The organism is Paenibacillus sp. FSL P4-0184 (genome assembly GCF_038004625.1).
Classification (GTDB): domain Bacteria; phylum Bacillota; class Bacilli; order Paenibacillales; family Paenibacillaceae; genus Paenibacillus_AQ.
Genome location: NZ_JBBORN010000001.1, coordinates 1179636 through 1196776, shown reverse-complemented (window position 1 = coordinate 1196776; position 17141 = coordinate 1179636). Strand labels below are relative to the sequence as shown.

At 44.9% G+C, this 17141-nt stretch carries 12 protein-coding genes; 8 read left to right on the top strand and 4 right to left on the bottom strand.

What is annotated here, in order from left to right:
• Nucleotides 1-29 precede the first annotated feature (29 nt).
• Both MKY52_RS05050 and MKY52_RS05045 read left to right on the top strand, forming a co-directional pair.
• Nucleotides 30-1874 (top strand): S-layer homology domain-containing protein, encoded by a 1845-nt coding sequence (locus tag MKY52_RS05050; protein WP_341050210.1) that lies wholly within the window; start codon nucleotides 30-32, stop codon nucleotides 1872-1874.
• An 18-nt stretch (nucleotides 1875-1892) separates the two neighbouring features.
• The gene (locus MKY52_RS05045; RefSeq protein WP_341050206.1) at nucleotides 1893-4445 is read left to right on the top strand and encodes a hypothetical protein; all 2553 of its coding nucleotides are present in this window, start codon (nucleotides 1893-1895) and stop codon (nucleotides 4443-4445) included.
• Nucleotides 4446-4533: 88 nt separating this feature from the next.
• Here MKY52_RS05045 and MKY52_RS05040 read toward each other — a convergent pair whose 3' ends face one another.
• Nucleotides 4534-5247: a GntR family transcriptional regulator gene (locus tag MKY52_RS05040; protein ID WP_076283819.1), complete on the bottom strand. Its 714-nt coding sequence runs from the start codon at nucleotides 5245-5247 to the stop codon at nucleotides 4534-4536.
• A 237-nt stretch (nucleotides 5248-5484) separates the two neighbouring features.
• On the opposite strand from MKY52_RS05040, the gene MKY52_RS05035 reads away from it, so the two are divergent.
• Entirely contained in the window at nucleotides 5485-6804 is a 1320-nt protein-coding gene (locus MKY52_RS05035) for a 6-phospho-beta-glucosidase (protein WP_076283820.1), read from the top strand.
• Nucleotides 6805-6912: 108 nt separating this feature from the next.
• On the opposite strand, the gene MKY52_RS05030 is transcribed toward MKY52_RS05035, so the two are convergent.
• The 3 genes from MKY52_RS05030 to bglX form a co-directional block, all read right to left on the bottom strand.
• Nucleotides 6913-7674, bottom strand: coding sequence for a 3'-5' exonuclease (locus tag MKY52_RS05030; protein WP_341050204.1), 762 nt, complete (start codon nucleotides 7672-7674; stop codon nucleotides 6913-6915).
• 194 nt (nucleotides 7675-7868) lie between these two features.
• On the bottom strand, nucleotides 7869-8837 hold the full coding sequence (locus MKY52_RS05025; protein ID WP_341050202.1) for a metallophosphoesterase family protein: 969 nt from the start codon (nucleotides 8835-8837) through the stop codon (nucleotides 7869-7871).
• Between the two features lie 30 nt (nucleotides 8838-8867).
• The gene (gene bglX / locus MKY52_RS05020; protein ID WP_341050200.1) at nucleotides 8868-11027 is read right to left on the bottom strand and encodes a beta-glucosidase BglX; all 2160 of its coding nucleotides are present in this window, start codon (nucleotides 11025-11027) and stop codon (nucleotides 8868-8870) included.
• A 535-nt stretch (nucleotides 11028-11562) separates the two neighbouring features.
• On the opposite strand from bglX, the gene MKY52_RS05015 reads away from it, so the two are divergent.
• The 5 genes from MKY52_RS05015 (at nucleotide 11563) to MKY52_RS04995 (ending at nucleotide 17103) form a co-directional block, all read left to right on the top strand.
• The gene (locus MKY52_RS05015; protein ID WP_256716269.1) at nucleotides 11563-12498 is read left to right on the top strand and encodes an ABC transporter permease; all 936 of its coding nucleotides are present in this window, start codon (nucleotides 11563-11565) and stop codon (nucleotides 12496-12498) included.
• 28 nt (nucleotides 12499-12526) lie between these two features.
• Nucleotides 12527-13423 carry a carbohydrate ABC transporter permease gene (locus tag MKY52_RS05010; protein WP_341050199.1) on the top strand — a complete coding sequence of 299 codons (897 nt, stop codon included), beginning with the start codon at nucleotides 12527-12529 and terminating at the stop codon, nucleotides 13421-13423.
• Between the two features lie 77 nt (nucleotides 13424-13500).
• Complete coding sequence (locus MKY52_RS05005) at nucleotides 13501-15081, top strand: DUF3502 domain-containing protein (protein ID WP_341050197.1); 1581 nt, start codon at nucleotides 13501-13503, stop codon at nucleotides 15079-15081.
• Between the two features lie 68 nt (nucleotides 15082-15149).
• On the top strand, nucleotides 15150-16178 hold the full coding sequence (locus MKY52_RS05000) for a LacI family DNA-binding transcriptional regulator (protein ID WP_341050196.1): 1029 nt from the start codon (nucleotides 15150-15152) through the stop codon (nucleotides 16176-16178).
• Nucleotides 16179-16215: 37 nt separating this feature from the next.
• Nucleotides 16216-17103, top strand: a complete 888-nt coding sequence (locus MKY52_RS04995) for a sugar phosphate isomerase/epimerase family protein (protein ID WP_076299082.1) — start codon at nucleotides 16216-16218, stop codon at nucleotides 17101-17103.
• The last annotated feature ends 38 nt before the right edge of the window (nucleotides 17104-17141 follow it).

The window sequence follows — 17141 nt, the reverse complement described above, 5'->3', positions numbered from 1 at the left end:
AAAAGCAAAAATATGAAGGAGGAGCGCATATGAAGTTCAGCTTGAAGCAGGCACTCGCTATACTTGCTGTTACATCATCTATGGCGTACACGTCAGCCGCATTCGCAGACACGACGGAGGTTATTCCAAAATGGGCTGCAACAGAAATTGCCTCGTGGAAGGAAATGGGGCTACTCAAAGGTGATAAAGACGGCAAGGTATTGCCTAACGAAGGAATTCGAAAGACAGAATTCGTTACCTTGATCAATCGCATCTTTAATTTCAGTGCAGTGAGTAGTGAAACCTTTAAGGATGTACCTTTGACTGCTTGGTATGCGCCAGAAATTAGCAAGTCGGTTGCTGCTGGGGCAATTCTCGGCAATGGGGAGGGAGGCATTGAACCGCTAGAGGTACTTACCCGGGAGAAGGCTGCTCTTATTCTTAGCAGAGTGTTTAATGTTGCGACTTCGGCAAGCAGTGGTGTCGCATTTGCTGATGATGCAGCAATCTCCAGTTGGGCTAAGGAAGCGGTCTATGCGATGAAGGCAGCCGGCTATGTGGAAGGCACACCAGAGGCTACCTTTCAGCCGAAGAAGGAGCTGACTCGTGCAGAGGCAGTGAAGATGATTAATAGAGCTATGGGGATTCTGATCACCGATGGCGGAGAACATTCCGGTATCTCTAGCAGCAGTATGATTGTCAACAGGCCCGGAGCAGTCCTATCCAATCTGAACCTTACAGGCAATTTATATATAACTCCGGGTGTTGGGGAAGGAGATTTGAGTCTGCAAAGTGCAGTAATCGGAGGCGTCGTTTACATAAACGGCGGGGGTGCGAACAGTATCACAATTACGGACAGTAAAATAAAAAGAATTGTAATCAATAAACCGTCCTCTCCAATAAGAGTTGTACTTAAAGGGACAACGACACTCCCACTTATAGATGTCCTCTCGGGATCGCAGGTTGTTAATGAATCCAATAACCCAATTGATACAATTAATGTACTAACAAATGGGCTTGCGGATGTCTCATTGAATGGAAATGTAAATCAGCTAAATCTTGCCGGAAAGACACGTTTTGTCTTTAATGGTGGCGAAATCACTAGTTTTAAGGTCGCCTCTTTAGCAGCAGAGTCAAGAATTCAGCTTGTGAAAGGTGCGAGCATTAAGAAGTTGTTCTTTAACGGTGGGGCTGAAGTAACTGGTGAAGGAACAATTGCAGAAGCTGAAGTGAATGCTGAGGGAGTTTCCTTGGCATCGATGCCGAACAAGCTGACGGTGAATGCTAGTAAAGTGACAATAAACGGTCACGATTATAAAGGCAGCGGTAATGGGGTGCCTAATACGTCGAGTAGTTCTGGCGGTTCTGGTTCCGGTAGCTCGGGAACAGAGAATCCCGGTACAGGAAACCCGGGTACAGGAAATCCTGGAACGGGAGAACCTGGTACGGTTGATCCCGAACCAAAAGCTACCGTACTGTACAGCTATGAAGAGGTACTTAAATCCTTTAGCTCTACTGGGGCAGAAGGAACGGCTAAGCAATATATAACTTTTCTTCAAGATCCTTCGTATAAACCTTCAATCGCTAACTCAGCAGTAGTTATGCCTGATCTCACCAACGCTATTACCTTCGTAAACTACCAATTCAACGCTAAGCCTTCTATTTTTGCCTCCCTTCGAGGAATTAACAGCTCAGTTTTAGATAAAAATCGGACGTACCTATGGATTGGGACCGATAGTGGGGTTACTCGAATTAAGCTTTCCACCAATGAAATGCTAGCTTATACAGCTGAGACTAAGCAGTTAACGGATAATAAAGTGCTTCTGCTAATCTCTGACGGCAGCACAGGTGTTTTGGCCATTACGGAAACAGGTGTATCGCATATTTATCAATAAGGGAAGGGGAATGAATTTATGCAAATGATGAAGAAACGCGCTCGAAAAATAACAGGCGCATTGCTTGCTGTTACGTTATTCACACTGTCGGCAATACCTGTAGGGGCAGCAAAGCTGCCTGGAGCTAGCTATTCACCTGTTCAGCTGGAGGCCGTGCAGTCAAAGAAAATGACCTACTATAAAAATGGCTCAGCTTCCATTCCGAATACGCTTGACTGGATTACGGACGCAAGTGCGTTGAAATTTTTGCCGCTGTCAGTGATCGGTGATGTGACAAGTGTCGTTCTCGATAAGGAAGGCGTCTATTGGATTGGTACGCAGAATGGACTACAGCGGGTCGATTTTAATGCAAGTGATACAAAGGATATCGTTCAATACATGGCAGGTCCAAGATATTTGTATGGCGGAGATAATCATGTTACTGGTTTAGCTAGTGACGAAGCGGGAGGTATTTGGGCGCGGACAGCAAGTGGTGTGACGCATATTGCTATGCCGGAGCAAACATTGCATGAGAAATCATTCATTTATGAGGATTTAGTTCAGACTATTCTGGACAGACGCGGTATGGTTCATGGCACAAGCTTTACCTTTACTGACACGGACAACACAACAGATGCTGTAAACTACAATTCGGCAACTGGTGTTTTCAATTCAACACCTACGACCAGTGATAATGATGGCTTATGGACGACAATGTATGCGATGGGCGAGGTCTTCCGCTATAAGGCGCTGCAGGAGCAATACGGCACCAATCCGACCTCAGAGCAGGTGGCGGAAATAAATGACGCAAAGGCTGCTGCACTCCGTGCCACCAAAGCAGTGCTGCTACTAGATTATGTGTCGGGCCGCGGAAATGGCTTCCCAGTTCGTTCCTATATGCTAACTAGCGAGGCGACTGCAGCTACGGTGGGAAATACAGTGTATGGGTATCAATCGACGAATGGTTTTTGGTTCCAGAATTTCGTCGGTCCGGATAAGAATAATCCAAATGGGATTATTCCAAGCATGCAACGCGATGACGGTGTAGAACCCATAGGCTATTCGATGGTCAGGGTGACTAAGGATGCGGAGAACAAAAAAGGCTCGACGTTATTCCCGAGTGGTGGTACTGATGTAATGAATTATAATGGGCTCGGTCTTAGTCAAGCATCAATCGATGAGCTCAACCTGACACGTCCCGAGGGGCAGAAGCTAGGCATTGATATTAAAACCGTCGTTGAAACAACGGAAAGCGGTCCGGTATATCAAGTGCTTCCAGTGATTACGGCGGCCACCAACAACAGCACCGCAAAGGAAGATAAGACAACGAGCGAAACGAATAAACCTTTGTTTCAGCTGACAGCACCTGTGTATGAGCAAATTCCTGATTTCTTCAATGATTTGTTCCCTAGTAGCGTAATTGTAGATGGTCATATTGATATGAATCAGATCGTCTATAAAGCGGATACTTCATCAGATGAAGTGATTGGCCACTATGCTATGTTCTATACAGCCTTCAAATATCTGGTAGGGGACAGTAATGATCCCGAATTGTTAGAGCTGAAATCCTTTATTGAAGAAACTACGCACCGTATGACAGAGCTGATTCTGAAGGATGACCATTACTATATTGAGGATGCTACTGGCAAATCGACACAGTGGTCGAGATGGCTCGGGAAGTATTTTAACGACAGTCTTAGCACTATGGAGAAGCAGAAACAGTGGGAATTCAGTGTTGGTGTCGATAAGGATGGGAACGATGCACTGTCCTATGGCTATGAAGATGCACCGCTCAATGCTCTCGAGGTAATGGGTGTACTGAAAACAGCTAGCTTCGTCACTGAAAAAAGATATCCGGCGGACTCGCTCAAATACGAGATGGCATATGAACAGGCTTTTGCTAGCAGCTATAGTAAGGAAGATCCGTATGTGAACGGTCTGGGCTATATAGATATGGCGTTGGAATATGTTGAACGGAGAATTGTGCGCCAAGCTACCAATGCTTACAGTGATAACGGCAATGAGGTGGTAACCATGGACAATGCAGGCGACAGTACCAACGCCAATGCTACGCTGCACAATGACTGGACCCAATATATCAACTATTCCGATGAAGAGCTTGGATGGTTCCCGGTATTTATACTTGTCACACTGGAACAGGATGAGCTTAGACACGCCAAGATCGTAGAGGCTTATGATCAGTGGTACTCTAACGAAGTCCGGGAGGAGAATCCGTTCTATACCTTCCTGTATCAGCTCGCGCATCCTGACAAAACAGATGTAGATTTACAGTCGGCCGTTCGATTCCTCTACCGGTTCCCTGAATTCCAGATTGAGTTTCCTGTTGAATGGGATCGCCAGGATGTATTTTATATTGAACCTGGAGACCGCGATAAAGCCAAACAGACAAATTACGCACTCGCTCCTGATGAGCGTCGGATTATTAAGCACAATTCCAATCCGTTTGCTAATGAGAGCCAATCCACTGGCGTCAATCCAAACTACAACTATCGCACGGGTAGCATAGAAGCCGGGTCGGTATTCACCCTGCCATACTGGATGGGACGCTACTTTGAAATTATAAAAGAGTGAGTACAGAAAGAAGCGCCCGCAAGGGCGCTTCGCATTCTTCAAGGCAGGTTACTTCTAGCTAATTATTAGCTGATGCCAGTGATGAGCCTCAAAATTGTCGTTCAATTGTATAGATGGGAAAATCACCACGGAATACGCCAAAGCTGTACTCCAGTGGGGAGTTATCAGCTAAATAAGTAAATGTCCTTACCTGCAGAGAGGGCGAGCCTTCCTTAACTCCAAGCAGCTTGCTGGCGGTACTATTGGCTAGAACGGGTTTCAACTGTTCAACGGAACGGTGGGCTTTTAGATTATGCTCTGTCTCTAAAAAGGAAAACAGCGAACCCTCCTTGTAGTCATTGATAAGACCAGGTGCCAGATCCCAAGCGATATAAGTATTTTCATAAAGTAATGGCTCATTGTCGGCATAACGTATCCGCAGCAAGTGGTTCACGGGTGCCTTTAAAGGGATATTAAGATATTCATTAATCGGCATTTCGGCTGGTATTACTTTGGCTTCGATAATTTTGCTGGTGGGCTCTTTGCCACTCATCAGCACATCCTCAGTGAAGCTGCGCGCCTGGTTGAGCTGAAGCTCCTTACGTTTGACGAAAGTTCCCTTCCCTTGATACCGCTCCAAAATATCTTGATTTTCAAGCTCGCTAAGGGCAAGGCGGATTGTTGTTCGACTCGCGGAGAACATCTCACATAGCTCAGCCTCAGTAGGAAGCTTGTCTCCAACTGCGTATACTCCAGACTGAATTTGTTTCAGAAGTTGTTCTTTTATGATGGAATATAATGAGTTATTTATTCTCTTTGTCATTACAAACATCCTCCGATTACATATTTGTTATATTATATCACGGATGAAGAATCGGAGGAAACATAAAATAAATGCGGTTTAACTAAGAAAACGACGAATAAATTACTAATATTGGAATAGTGAATGGTCCTAACCTTGTTCAAAGTATTTTATTAGAAGACAAAAGAAAAAATTGTAGGAACAAGATATGACGATGTTACTATAAACTAATTGAGTGCAAGAGGGAGAGAACAATAAATGAAGAAGTCACACTTAAAGATTGCAGTTATTGGGGGAGGTTCCTCCTATACACCGGAGCTGGTTGAGGGGCTGATCCGTTATCATGAAGTGTTTCCGGTCACTGAGCTGTATTTAGCCGATATCGAGCAAGGGGCAGAGAAGTTACGGATTATTGGCGAACTGGCTCAGCGGATGATTAATGCGAGTGGAAAGCTGATTACATTGTATACGACTTTGGATCGGCGCGAAGCGATCAGAGATGCTGATTTTGTAGCGACACAAATTCGGGTAGGGATGTTAGACGCACGTTCAAGAGATGAGAAGATACCGTTGTCTCATCAGCTGATCGGTCAGGAGACGACAGGAGCAGGTGGCTTCGCCAAAGCTCTCCGTACCATTCCAGTCATTCTTGGTATTTGCCGTGATATTGAAGAGCTAGCGCCCAATGCCTTCATGATTAACTTCACTAACCCTGCCGGTATTATTACAGAAGCTGTCTCCAAGTATTCTAAGGTTAAGTCCGTTGGGTTATGCAATCTACCTATTGGTACAAAAATGCAGATTGCCGAGCTATACGGGGTGGAGCAAACGCGGATGTTCATTGAGATTGTCGGAATTAATCATTTGAATTGGACGACCCGGGTAGTGCTTGATGGTGATGATGTGACAGAGGATTTCATGACCCGACTTGGCAGCATCGGTCAATCTTCGCCAGCCAATATTCCCGATCTGGAATGGGATGCTGAGTTTATTCATTCGGTAGGTGCCCTTCCCTGCGCTTATCACCGTTACTATTATATGAAGGAAGAAATGTACGGCGAGATGCTAGAATATTATCAGGCGACAGGCAAAACTCGTGCAGATGATGTGAAGGAAGTAGAGGCGGAGCTGTTTGAGCTGTATAAACAGCCGGAACTACATGAAAAGCCTGCCCAGCTGGAGAAACGTGGCGGAGCTTATTATTCTGAAGCGGCCGTTCAGCTCATGAAGTCTATTTATAATGATACAGGCGATATTCAGACTGTAAATGTTCGCAATCAAGGGGCAATACCTTGTCTTCCGGATGATGTATCCATTGAGATCAATTGTGTCATTAAATCGGATGGCCCACATGCTTTGGGACTAGTTAAGCCACTGCCTCCACAGATCAGAGGATTGCTTCAGGTGGTGAAGTCCTATGAAGAGCTGACGATTGAAGCTGCGGTGAAAGGCGATTATGCTTCTGCTCTTCAGGCATTGACGCTCCACCCGCTGGTCGGCGATGAACGAATTGCCAAGGCGGTGTTAGCTGATATTCTAGAGCAGAATGCCGACTTTCTACCACAGTTTCAGAGATAAGTTCCTTAGTACTTTGTTATATTAACTCAAAATAGCGGCAGCCATCCTCTGAGTGCTCATTGGGAAGACTGCCGCTGTTTAGGTTGTCCTACATGCTGTTTTAGTAGACTATTGAACCTTTTTAAGTCCCATTTGTGCTGCGAAATAGTTATGCAATTCCTCTAGTTTACGTGGATCGGCGAGGGTTGCTGGGTCTGAGAAGTAATGCTCAACAACAAGCTCCCAGGTAGGTACTATTTTTTGCGCGGTTATGGCTTTGATGGCAGCTTTGACCGTTTTGCGTTCCTTTGCGTTGGAGAAGGTATCTACATAATGCTGGGAGCGCTCGAAATCTAGCTCGTTAAACACCGCACGGAAAATCTCCGATGTCATTCGTGCATCATCCAGTGCCCGGTGAGCGGAGCCGGAAGGCTCAAGCTCGAACAATGCCATAGCGCCTTCGACACTAATATCATTGCTAAGCCCACGTGCTCGCAGCACACCTTTTAACAAATCCAAATACGTAGCAGACATCCAGTAGGAATCGTCCATCTTGTGCATGCGCACATCCTGAATGATTCGCTTCATATCCTCGCCACCCCAAGTAAGCAGCAGAACTCCGTTTGTACTTAGATCGAGCCACTCTCTAAACGCAGTGATGACTTTCGGAAAGCGGGCTGCGATATCGATTTCCTCTTGAGGAATACCGGTTTTTTTCTTAATGAAAGAATTAAGGGTGGAGAAATATATGGGTTTGATCAAGGAAGAAAATTCATCCTTATACTGCAATGAAGAGTCTAACCGGACAGCTCCAATCTCAATGACCTCCATAGGGTGCTCGCTGGCAAACTTACGGCCGTTGAATTCGATGTCCAGAATAATATAATCCACAGGTACTTGCCTCCGTTCCATGACTGACGCTGTAGTGCTTAATACGTCGACTACTCTATTTTAACAAAAAAAGCGATGTAATGGGGAGTATGGGAACAAGCTAATATTGGAACATAAAAAAGAACCAGCACTATGCGGGTTCTTTTTTATAACTATTAATGAGCAAAAAGATTGCAGACAATAAAGTAAGACGATTAATGTTCTGAACCGGCAGCAGGTTCAGGCTGATGAATTGGCTGTTCCAGCAGGACAGATCCGTCTTCAAGACGAAGCCAGGTATCGAAGTCTTGGGTGCCTTGGGTCAGTCTGATGACGCGTGCGCCCCGCATAAAGCCTTCTTTTCCATAAGTATTGTAGCCGGTAGCACGGCCATAGGAAAGACGTATGCCATACAGGCTGCCCGTAAAATCATTGATATGGTCATGTCCGCAGAAGGTGCCAAGCACATCACCCATTTCAAGCAAAGCCGAGAATAATCCCGAGTTAACCTCAGGTGAGCATACACGCTCATACTTATGCCCATGACAGACTTGTGTAGACCAGACCTCACGATATTCCGGAATCGGGATATGGAAGAAAGCCAATGCAGGCAGCCTGTTCTCAGCAGTTTTAGGATTCAACCGAGCGGATTCAGCAGTTAGCCAGTTAATCTGATTCCGGCTAACCCAATTGTAGCCAGGGATATGCTCCATCTCGGAGTAACTGCCCGAGTCAACAAAATAAAGGACAGCGGCTGCTTGGCCATCCTGATCTTTTATTTCAAGCGTGTAATTGCCTGAACCTTCAAGATCCTCTGGACCGGCTTCGGCCAGACAGTGGGGATGTTCTAAGGCAATCTGCATCAATTCACTACGGGAAATCAGGGTTTCTGTATCATGGTTACCAAATACGAAGGCCCAAGGGGTACCTGTTTTTTCTACAGCAGCGACAGCATCCCGAAATGCTTGGGCAGGGTCTTCACACGCCTTTTCGCCAGGAGAGACAGGGGCAGTGTAAATTAGATCTCCCGTGAAGACCACAAGATCAGGTTGTTCTGCTTCTAGAACACGTTCCATCAGTTCCCGGGTACGCTGATCTTCGGCTCTTCCATCCATCCAGTGAAGATCAGTGAACTGTACAATTTTCAAGGTTCCATCTTGCTGAAATGATAAGCTGTGTCTCATTGGGGTTATCTCCCTTACTGTCTAATATAGTTAGCCGATCCAGATCCGCTGGGTGAAATGGTCTCCGGAGCTTCTACCAATCATAATATCAAATTCCCCGGGTTCAAAGACCAATTGATCGTCTTTTCCGTAGAACATCAGCATATCTCTAGTGATCTCGAAAGAAACTACTTGTTTCTCATGCGCTGCGAGTGTAATTTGTCGGAATCCTTTTAGCTCTTTGACCGGGCGGACGACACTTGCGCTGACATCGTGGATATAGAGTTGAACGGTTTCCTTGCCGGTGATGTCTGAAGTATTCTCCACCTCAATGGAGGCAACAACCCGCTCGGCAGCATCAACCTTGAAGTTGCTGTAATCAAAACTGGAATAGCTCAGACCATAGCCAAAACAGAAAAGAGGGTCATTAGGGCAATCCAGATATCGGGTTACATAACGCACATTGGGATATAGGGGATCATAGGGACGTCCCGTCTGATAGGCATTGTAATAAACAGGAATTTGCCCAACCGAGTAAGGGAAGCTCATAGATAAACGAGCGGACGGATTATAATCTCCGAACAGCACATCAGCTAATGAATTTCCGGATTCCGTACCCAGAAACCAGGCTTGCAGCAAAGCATCGCTGGCCTCAAGAACAGGCTTTAGTTCCAGCGGTCGGCCGCTAAATACAATGGTAACAATCTTTTTGCCGGTATCTTTTAGACGCCAGATCAGCTTCTCCTGATTGGTCGACAAGCGCAAATTGGTTTTGCTTCCACCTTCCCCGGTATCCTGCTGATTCTCACCGACAGCAGCGAGAATTACATCGCAATCTTTTAGGCGCTGAAAGGCTTCTTCGATTTCATCCTCCACATCAAAAACACCCTCTAGCATGCTTCCCAGCTCACCAGTCATAGCCGTAATAATATCCGCAGCAGATGTTTTTTGAGAAATGCCGTTGTAGAGTGATACGGCAGGATCTTTTTCCGTTCCAGACCAGCCGCCTAGCACATGAATGGAGGTGGCGAAGGGACCGGCCATACCAATCTTCATGCCGCGTTTAAGGGGCAGAGTGTCATTGTCATTCTTCAGCAGCACCACTGAGCTGGCACCCAGCTCTCTCGCAGCTTGTAAATTCTCCGCGCTCGGCGTGGGCGCCTCATCTACTAGTGGATCTGCATCCTTGAATGGATTGTCAAACAAGCCGAGAGCGTCCTTGAGTTCTAGCACCCGGATAACGGCTTCATCAATCAAGGAGATATCAAGCTTGCCTTCCTCGACGAGAGCAGCGCCGTGGTTTAGATAATGGGTGGACATCATTTCAATATCTAGTCCGGCAGCCAGACTTTTCTCCGCTGCTTCACGGCCATCTTCGGCAGCGCCATGAGGGATTAGTTCATTTACGGAATTGAAATCGGCGATGGTAACGCCATTGAAGCCCCATTCCTCACGCAGAATCCCGCGGAGAAGTTTGGAATTACCGCTTGCAGGTATACGATCAATCGTATTGAATGCGGCCATCACCATGGCTACACCAGCATCAACAGCAGCTTTATAGGCTGGTAGATAGAACTCACGTAATACGCCGAGGGACATATCCACCGTATTGTATTCTCTACCGCCTTCGGGAGCGCCATAACCGGCGAAGTGCTTCACACAGGCAGCGATACGACCTTTTTCTTTTAGGTCTTTGCCTTGATAGCCCCGTACCATGCTCTCAGTTACACGAGCATTCAGATAAGGGTCCTCACCGGATGTCTCCATCACCCGTCCCCAGCGCGGATCGCGTACAAGATCCGTCATAGGCGAGAAAGTGAGGTGAATACCGGCAGCCGCGCTCTCCTTGGCTGCAATTTCAGCGAACCTTTCACAGGCCTCCATGTCAAAGCTACAACCTATCGCAAGCGGGATCGGTAGGATCGTTCTGTAACCATGAATCACATCCGCCATGAAGAGTAAGGGGATTTTCTGACGGCTGGCTTGCAAATGCCGGGTCTGTAGATCAATCACATTCCGGGCTCCAATGCCGTTCAGAACGCTTCCGATGTTCTGCATTACCTGCGGCTTAATGTTCAGTTCCTTGAATGGACCGGTTAAATCTACGGTATCATCCAAACCCCAATAGTGAGGGCCTAGCTGGGTTAATTGGGCCAGCTTCTCTTCTAGAGTCATATCGTTCACAAGATCTTGGATAAACAGTTTAGTCATGGTTAACACCTTCCTCGTGAGCGCATTGAAAGTTATTGTGACAAATAGATGTGCTATACCAATAAGAAAGCGCTTGCTATTTGAGTTCGCCGCTGTGCACACGCAGATAAATATAATTGGATGAGACATGATATAGATAAGAACGGGGAGTTCATTGTCAGACATCATATATAAGACTGACATGTCTGTGAAAGAACAGATAGAAACGTTTCCATTAACGATACATATCGATCTTAGTCCGAAGACCATAAAAAGTCAATTATCTTCGCGAAATCGGCCGATTCATTATATTTAGGTTGTAAAATGTGATTTTTATTACTAGAAAAACAAAAATAAAATGAATTGACAGCGCATACATCTAGGGAGTATGATTTTCGTACAGGGAGTTTCAAAGAAATTATGGAAACGTTTCTATATCATCCGATACGCTTTATCATAAAGGATGAGCAATCAGTTTTAAGCTGGTTGCGGGACAAGAAAGGAAGCTAAGTTATGCATGTGATGAAATGCATCTTTCAAATTGGAGGTGGGCTCATTGTCAAGAATTAAGCTTGCAGGTGGAAATATTGTCCGGGAAGTCATTAAGAACAAAGTGCTTTTTCTAATGTTGCTGCCTGTAATCCTATACTTCATTATTTTTCACTATGCCGTAATGCCTGGCGCTTACGTCGCATTTGTGGACTACAAACTAAACAAGGGAATTTTCGGTAGTAATTTCATTGGCCTTAAGAACTTTGAGTTCCTGTTTCAAAACGGTGATCTCTGGAATATTACCAAAAATACACTACTCTACAATGTTGTATTTCTTGCCTTGGGGAATATTATTCAAATCGTTTTCGCCATTATGTTATCTGAAATAGCAGGTAAGTGGTTCAAGAAGATAACGCAGTCCGTCATTCTTCTTCCAAACTTTATCTCAATGGTTATCGTCGGTGTATTTGCCTACAACTTGTTCAACTTCAACTCAGGTTTTATTAATACGATGTTTGTAAGCTTGGGGTTAGATCGTTATGAATTTTACTCTGACCCTGGGATTTGGAAGTATATCATTGTTGCCTTTAAGATTTGGGCTGGAACTGGATACGGTATGATTGTCTATTTGGCAACCATTACAGGAATTAATCATGATTTGTATGAGGCGGCCTATATGGATGGGGCTACGACCTGGCAGCGGATTCGCTACATGACTCTTCCAATTCTGAAGCCTACTTTTATTCTATTGCTGTTGTTCGGATTGGGTGGCATTCTTAAAGGCTCCTTCGACCTATTCTACAACCTGATTGGTACTAACTCCGTGCTGTATCCGCAGACGGATATCATTGATACCTATGTCTTCCGTTCATTAGTGGGGCAATTCAACTTCTCCATGGGTGCGGCAGTCGGCTTCTATCAATCCTTATTCGGTCTGATTCTGGTATTGGTGATAAACTTTATTGTTCGTAAGGTCGAACCAGACAGCGCTTTATTCTAAATTCAGAAACGAAATAGGGGTGATATCAGTGGAACAATCAAAAATCAAGCAGGATTCTGGCAGTATTCTCATTAAAGCGGTCAGCTATCTCTGCATTACAATCTTTGCACTATTTTGTGTATTTCCTTTTGCATTAATGATCTCTTCCTCGTTCATGAATGAACAGGAAATTGTCCGTGAAGGCTATAAGCTCTGGCCAAAGGAATTCTCAATAAAGGCTTATGAATTGCTGTTAAACAACTCTGGCAAACTAGTAAGTGCTTATCAGGTTACGATTTTTATCACCGTAGTAGGTACGGTACTTGGACTATTCATGATGTCAATGGCTGGGTTCGTACTTAACCGAAAAGATTTCAAATATCGTAATTTCTTCTCCTTTATGATTTACTTTACAACGCTTTTCAGCGGTGGTTTGATTCCAACGTATATCCTGATGGTCAAACATCTTCATATGAAGGACAGCTTATTCTCCATGATCCTTCCGGGTGTAGTGGGCGCTTGGTCCATCTTCCTAATGCGTAACTTTATGAAAGCTATTCCGGATTCCCTATATGAATCCGCTACAATTGACGGCGCCGGTGACTTCCGCATCTATTGGCGGATATTCATTCCACTAGCAGTTCCATCCTTAGCTACGATTGGATTGTTCTCGGCACTGGGCTTTTGGAATGAATGGTATAACGGAATGTTGTATATCGACGATCCGACGAAGTATCCGCTTCAATACTTCTTGCAGCGAATGGTCAATCAGGCGAATCTCGGAGCGCTAGTCAATTCGGGGGCGGTAATCAATACTGCTGATCTTCCGACGCAATCCATTAAAATGGCTACAGCTGTGCTAGCTACTGGACCTATTATTCTTCTATATCCATTTGTGCAGCGTTACTTCGTAACAGGCCTCACAATCGGGGCAGTAAAGGGTTAATGGACGTTTCCTTTTCATAGGGCGTTTATTATAAATCAAGCAATCATTATTAACAGAAAAAAAGGGAGGTTTACCTAATGAAAGGTAAAAAAATGGCGTCTTCTTTACTAGCTGTCCTAATGCTTACGGGGGCACTTACAGCTTGCTCATCATCCAAAGACAATGCTTCTAGCAATGATGCAGCAGCTACTAAATCACCAGAAACATCTGCTAACAATACAGGAGGAGTCGATACTTCCAAAGAAGCTAAGCTGACGTACTACTTGTGGGGCAGTGAAGGTGTTCAAAATAAGGCGATTCTAGCTGAGATTAACAAAAAACTCAAGGCAGATATCAATACAACTTTAGAAATTAAATATATCGACTGGCCAGATATTGCAACGAAATATCCATTGCTATTTGCTTCTGGTGAAAAATTTGATTTGTCACATGCTTCTCCTGGAGCACCGGTAAACTACTATACATTAGCAAGTGAAGGTGCATTGGTAGACATTACTGACATGCTCGACAAAGTTGCTCCTAAGCTGAAGGCAGAAATTCCAGCAAGTGTGTGGGAAAATACGAAGGTCAAAGGTAAAATCTATGGTGTTCCGAGTCTTTATAGCGAATATACACCAAGCGGTTATGCTTATCGTGTAGACTTGCTGAAAAAATACGGCATGGAAAAAATTGCATCTATCGACGATATGGTTAAATACATGGACAATGTAGTTGCCAATGAATCATTCCCACCTATTAATGGTAAAGCAGAAGATGCACAAAATATGTTCAGAATGCTCGTAGATACTACTGGTCAGTGGCTTAATGCACCAGGGATCTCAACAAATGAAATCAATTTAGTGACTAAGAGCGCAGAGGACTACAAAACAGTGTTCTCTCCAGCCTACACCCAAGAATTCGAAGATTGGGCTGTGAAGATGCGTGAATGGGCAGACAAGGGATACTGGGGCAAAGATGTACTGTCCTCATCACTTGGAAGCAAGGATAACTTCAGAGCAGCAAACTCCGCGGGTTACTTGACGCATACTCAGGACTGGCTCGGTCAATATGGCGGGGATAAGACGGCACTACCAGGGGTAGAAACTGATTTCTATACTTTTGCAGAAGCTAACAAGAAGATTAAACGTAAAATGGGTGTTGATAACTCTACCGTAATTAGTGTCAACTCTGAGAATCCAGAGCGTTCTTTGATGGTAATCGAGAAGTTCATGACTGACGAAAGCTACTACAACCTCATCCAAAACGGTATTGAAGGTAAGCAATATGTCATGGAAAATGGAGTTAAAAAGCAGCCTGCAGGCTTCAACGAAAAAACAGACGGCGGAGGTTTCGCTGCTTGGTCACTTCGTAATGACAAATTCGTAGTTCCTACGGACACAGAGAACCCAATCCGTAACTCTCTGTTCGCAGAGTGGGATAAAGTGGCTATCAATGATCCATACAACGGCTTTACTTTCGATCCAGCGAATGTTACTACAGAGATTGCTTCGATCTCCAACGTAAATTCCCAGCTTGGTGTTCAATTGATGCTTGGTAAAACAAGCAAAGATCCTAAAGCTGCTGTAGCGGATTACCGTGAGCAACTGAAAAAAGCAGGAATTGACAAGGTTATTGCCGAAGTAGAAAAGCAATTGGCTGCGTTTGTTCCAGTGAACTAAAGAACGTTAAAAGGTGTGAGGGAGCTATAGTAGCATATAGCTCCCTTACTTATAAGTGGGGGAGTATAGTGGACGTAAATATCAAGGATATCGCGCGGATTTCCGGAGTGGGCATCTCGACGGTTTCCAGGGTCATCAACAATAAGGGGCTGGTGAGCAAGGCTACACGGGAAAAGGTTCTGAATGTTGTTAAGGAATACAATTACATTCCTAATTCCAATGCAAGAAATTTAAAAACGACGGAGTCTAAGAATATTGCGCTCATGGTTAAAGGGATTACTAATCCGTTTTTCTCCAATATGATCAAAGAAATCGAGCGGCAGGCTAATCTTCGAGGTTACCCCTTCCTCATTCATCAGGTAGAGGATGGAACGGATGAAATTAATGCGGCGATTCAGCTGACTAAAGAAAAGAATCTATGCGGGATTATCTTCATGGGCGGAACTTACAATCATTCTGAAGAGAAATTCAAGCAGCTGACGGTCCCATTTGTTCTGACAACGATCACATCTACACAAGAGGTGGACCCTGATATCTTTTCCAGTGTCACTATTAATGAATTGAAGGAAGCTTATAAGGCCACCAATTACTTGATATCTCTTGGGCATGAGAATATTGGTTTTCTAGCCAAGTCCCCATTACTGGATGAAACGACAGGCAACCGGCGTTATTTGGGCTACAAGAAGGCACTGGAAGAACAAAATCTGCCTTATGATGCACAGCTTGTGGAAGATTGTGAATACAGTCCTAGCTCTGGATTTGATGCAGCGCGAAGATTGCTTAAAAGGGATAAGGGAGTAACCGCAATATTTGCAGCCTCCGACACGATTGCTATCGGTGCTGCCAAAGCGGTGCTTACCGCGGGGTTGTCTATTCCGGATGATATTTCAATCATTGGCTTTGACGGGATCGAAATGGCTGAATATTTTCATCCTTCACTTGATACGATCAGCCAACCGGGTACAGAAATGGCTTTATCCAGTGTGGGCGTTCTGTTTGATCTAATTTCTGGACGGTCAGGTCATCAGCATATTGTCTACGATGCGGTATTGCTCAAGCGAGGCTCTTGCAAGATGCTCAAAACACTTAAGGTTTAAACTGACTATAAACGCTATCATTGGAGTGGTAACCCAAATGCAAGACACATTGAGAATAGGTACTCTGGTTCGTGGCGGGGAGGCCGTCACCGTGATTCCGCAAATCGTTCAGCATGGTTTTGAATCCTTTAACCTGAACTTTTGGCAGACCACAGGTGAAACCAATCTTGTAGAAACAGCTGCACGACTTAGGGAACTGGCTGCTGAACATGATTTTGTCATCTCTTCTGTTGGGATTTATGGCAATCCACTTTCAGGAACAGGCGACAACGCTGACACACTCGCCAGCTGGGAGCGATTGATTGATCATGCCCATTTATTCGGCACAGATATTATCGGCGGATTCACCGGACGTCTTCCAGGTTCTTCGATTGACGAGTCGATTCCGAGATTTGCAGAGGTGTTTAGTGAATTGTCCAAAAGGGCAGCCGATCGTGGCTTAAGAATTGCTTTTGAAAATTGCTCTATGGGTGGAAACTGGCAGGCCGGAGAGTGGAACATCGCTCACAATCCTTCAGCCTGGGAGAAAATGTTCAATGCTGTACCAGCAGACAATCTGGGTCTGGAATGGGAACCGTGCCACCAGCTCATAGGTCTCATTGATCCGATTCCGCAGCTACGCAAATGGGTGAATAAGGTATTCCATGTACATGGTAAGGATGCCACTATTGCCTGGGATATCGTCAAGGAATACGGAATTCACGGACCTAAGTCTTATGTGTGGGACCGGACACCTGGCTTCGGAGATACGAACTGGGTGGATATCATCTCGATTCTGCGCCAAGCCGGCTATAAGGGAACTATTGATATTGAAGGCTGGCATGATCCTGTCTATCAGGGTGAACTAGAAATGACTGGACAAGTACATGCGCTAAATTATTTGAAGTATTGCCGAGGTGGCAGTTTTGTCCCTAATCCGGTGTAAAGGATATCAAATAGTAACAACCTAAAAATGACCTCAAA

Bases quoted from the DNA above. Each gene is read 5' to 3' on its own strand.
- MKY52_RS05050 (WP_341050210.1), top strand. From the start codon at position 30: ATGAAGTTCAGCTTGAAGCAGGCACTCGCTATACTTGCTGTTACATCA.
- MKY52_RS05045 (WP_341050206.1), top strand. From the start codon at position 1,893: ATGCAAATGATGAAGAAACGCGCTCGAAAAATAACAGGCGCATTGCTT.
- MKY52_RS05040 (WP_076283819.1), bottom strand. From the start codon at position 5,247: ATGACAAAGAGAATAAATAACTCATTATATTCCATCATAAAAGAACAA.
- MKY52_RS05035 (WP_076283820.1), top strand. From the start codon at position 5,485: ATGAAGAAGTCACACTTAAAGATTGCAGTTATTGGGGGAGGTTCCTCC.
- MKY52_RS05025 (WP_341050202.1), bottom strand. From the start codon at position 8,837: ATGAGACACAGCTTATCATTTCAGCAAGATGGAACCTTGAAAATTGTA.
- bglX (WP_341050200.1), bottom strand. From the start codon at position 11,027: ATGACTAAACTGTTTATCCAAGATCTTGTGAACGATATGACTCTAGAA.
- MKY52_RS05005 (WP_341050197.1), top strand. From the start codon at position 13,501: ATGAAAGGTAAAAAAATGGCGTCTTCTTTACTAGCTGTCCTAATGCTT.
- MKY52_RS04995 (WP_076299082.1), top strand. From the start codon at position 16,216: ATGCAAGACACATTGAGAATAGGTACTCTGGTTCGTGGCGGGGAGGCC.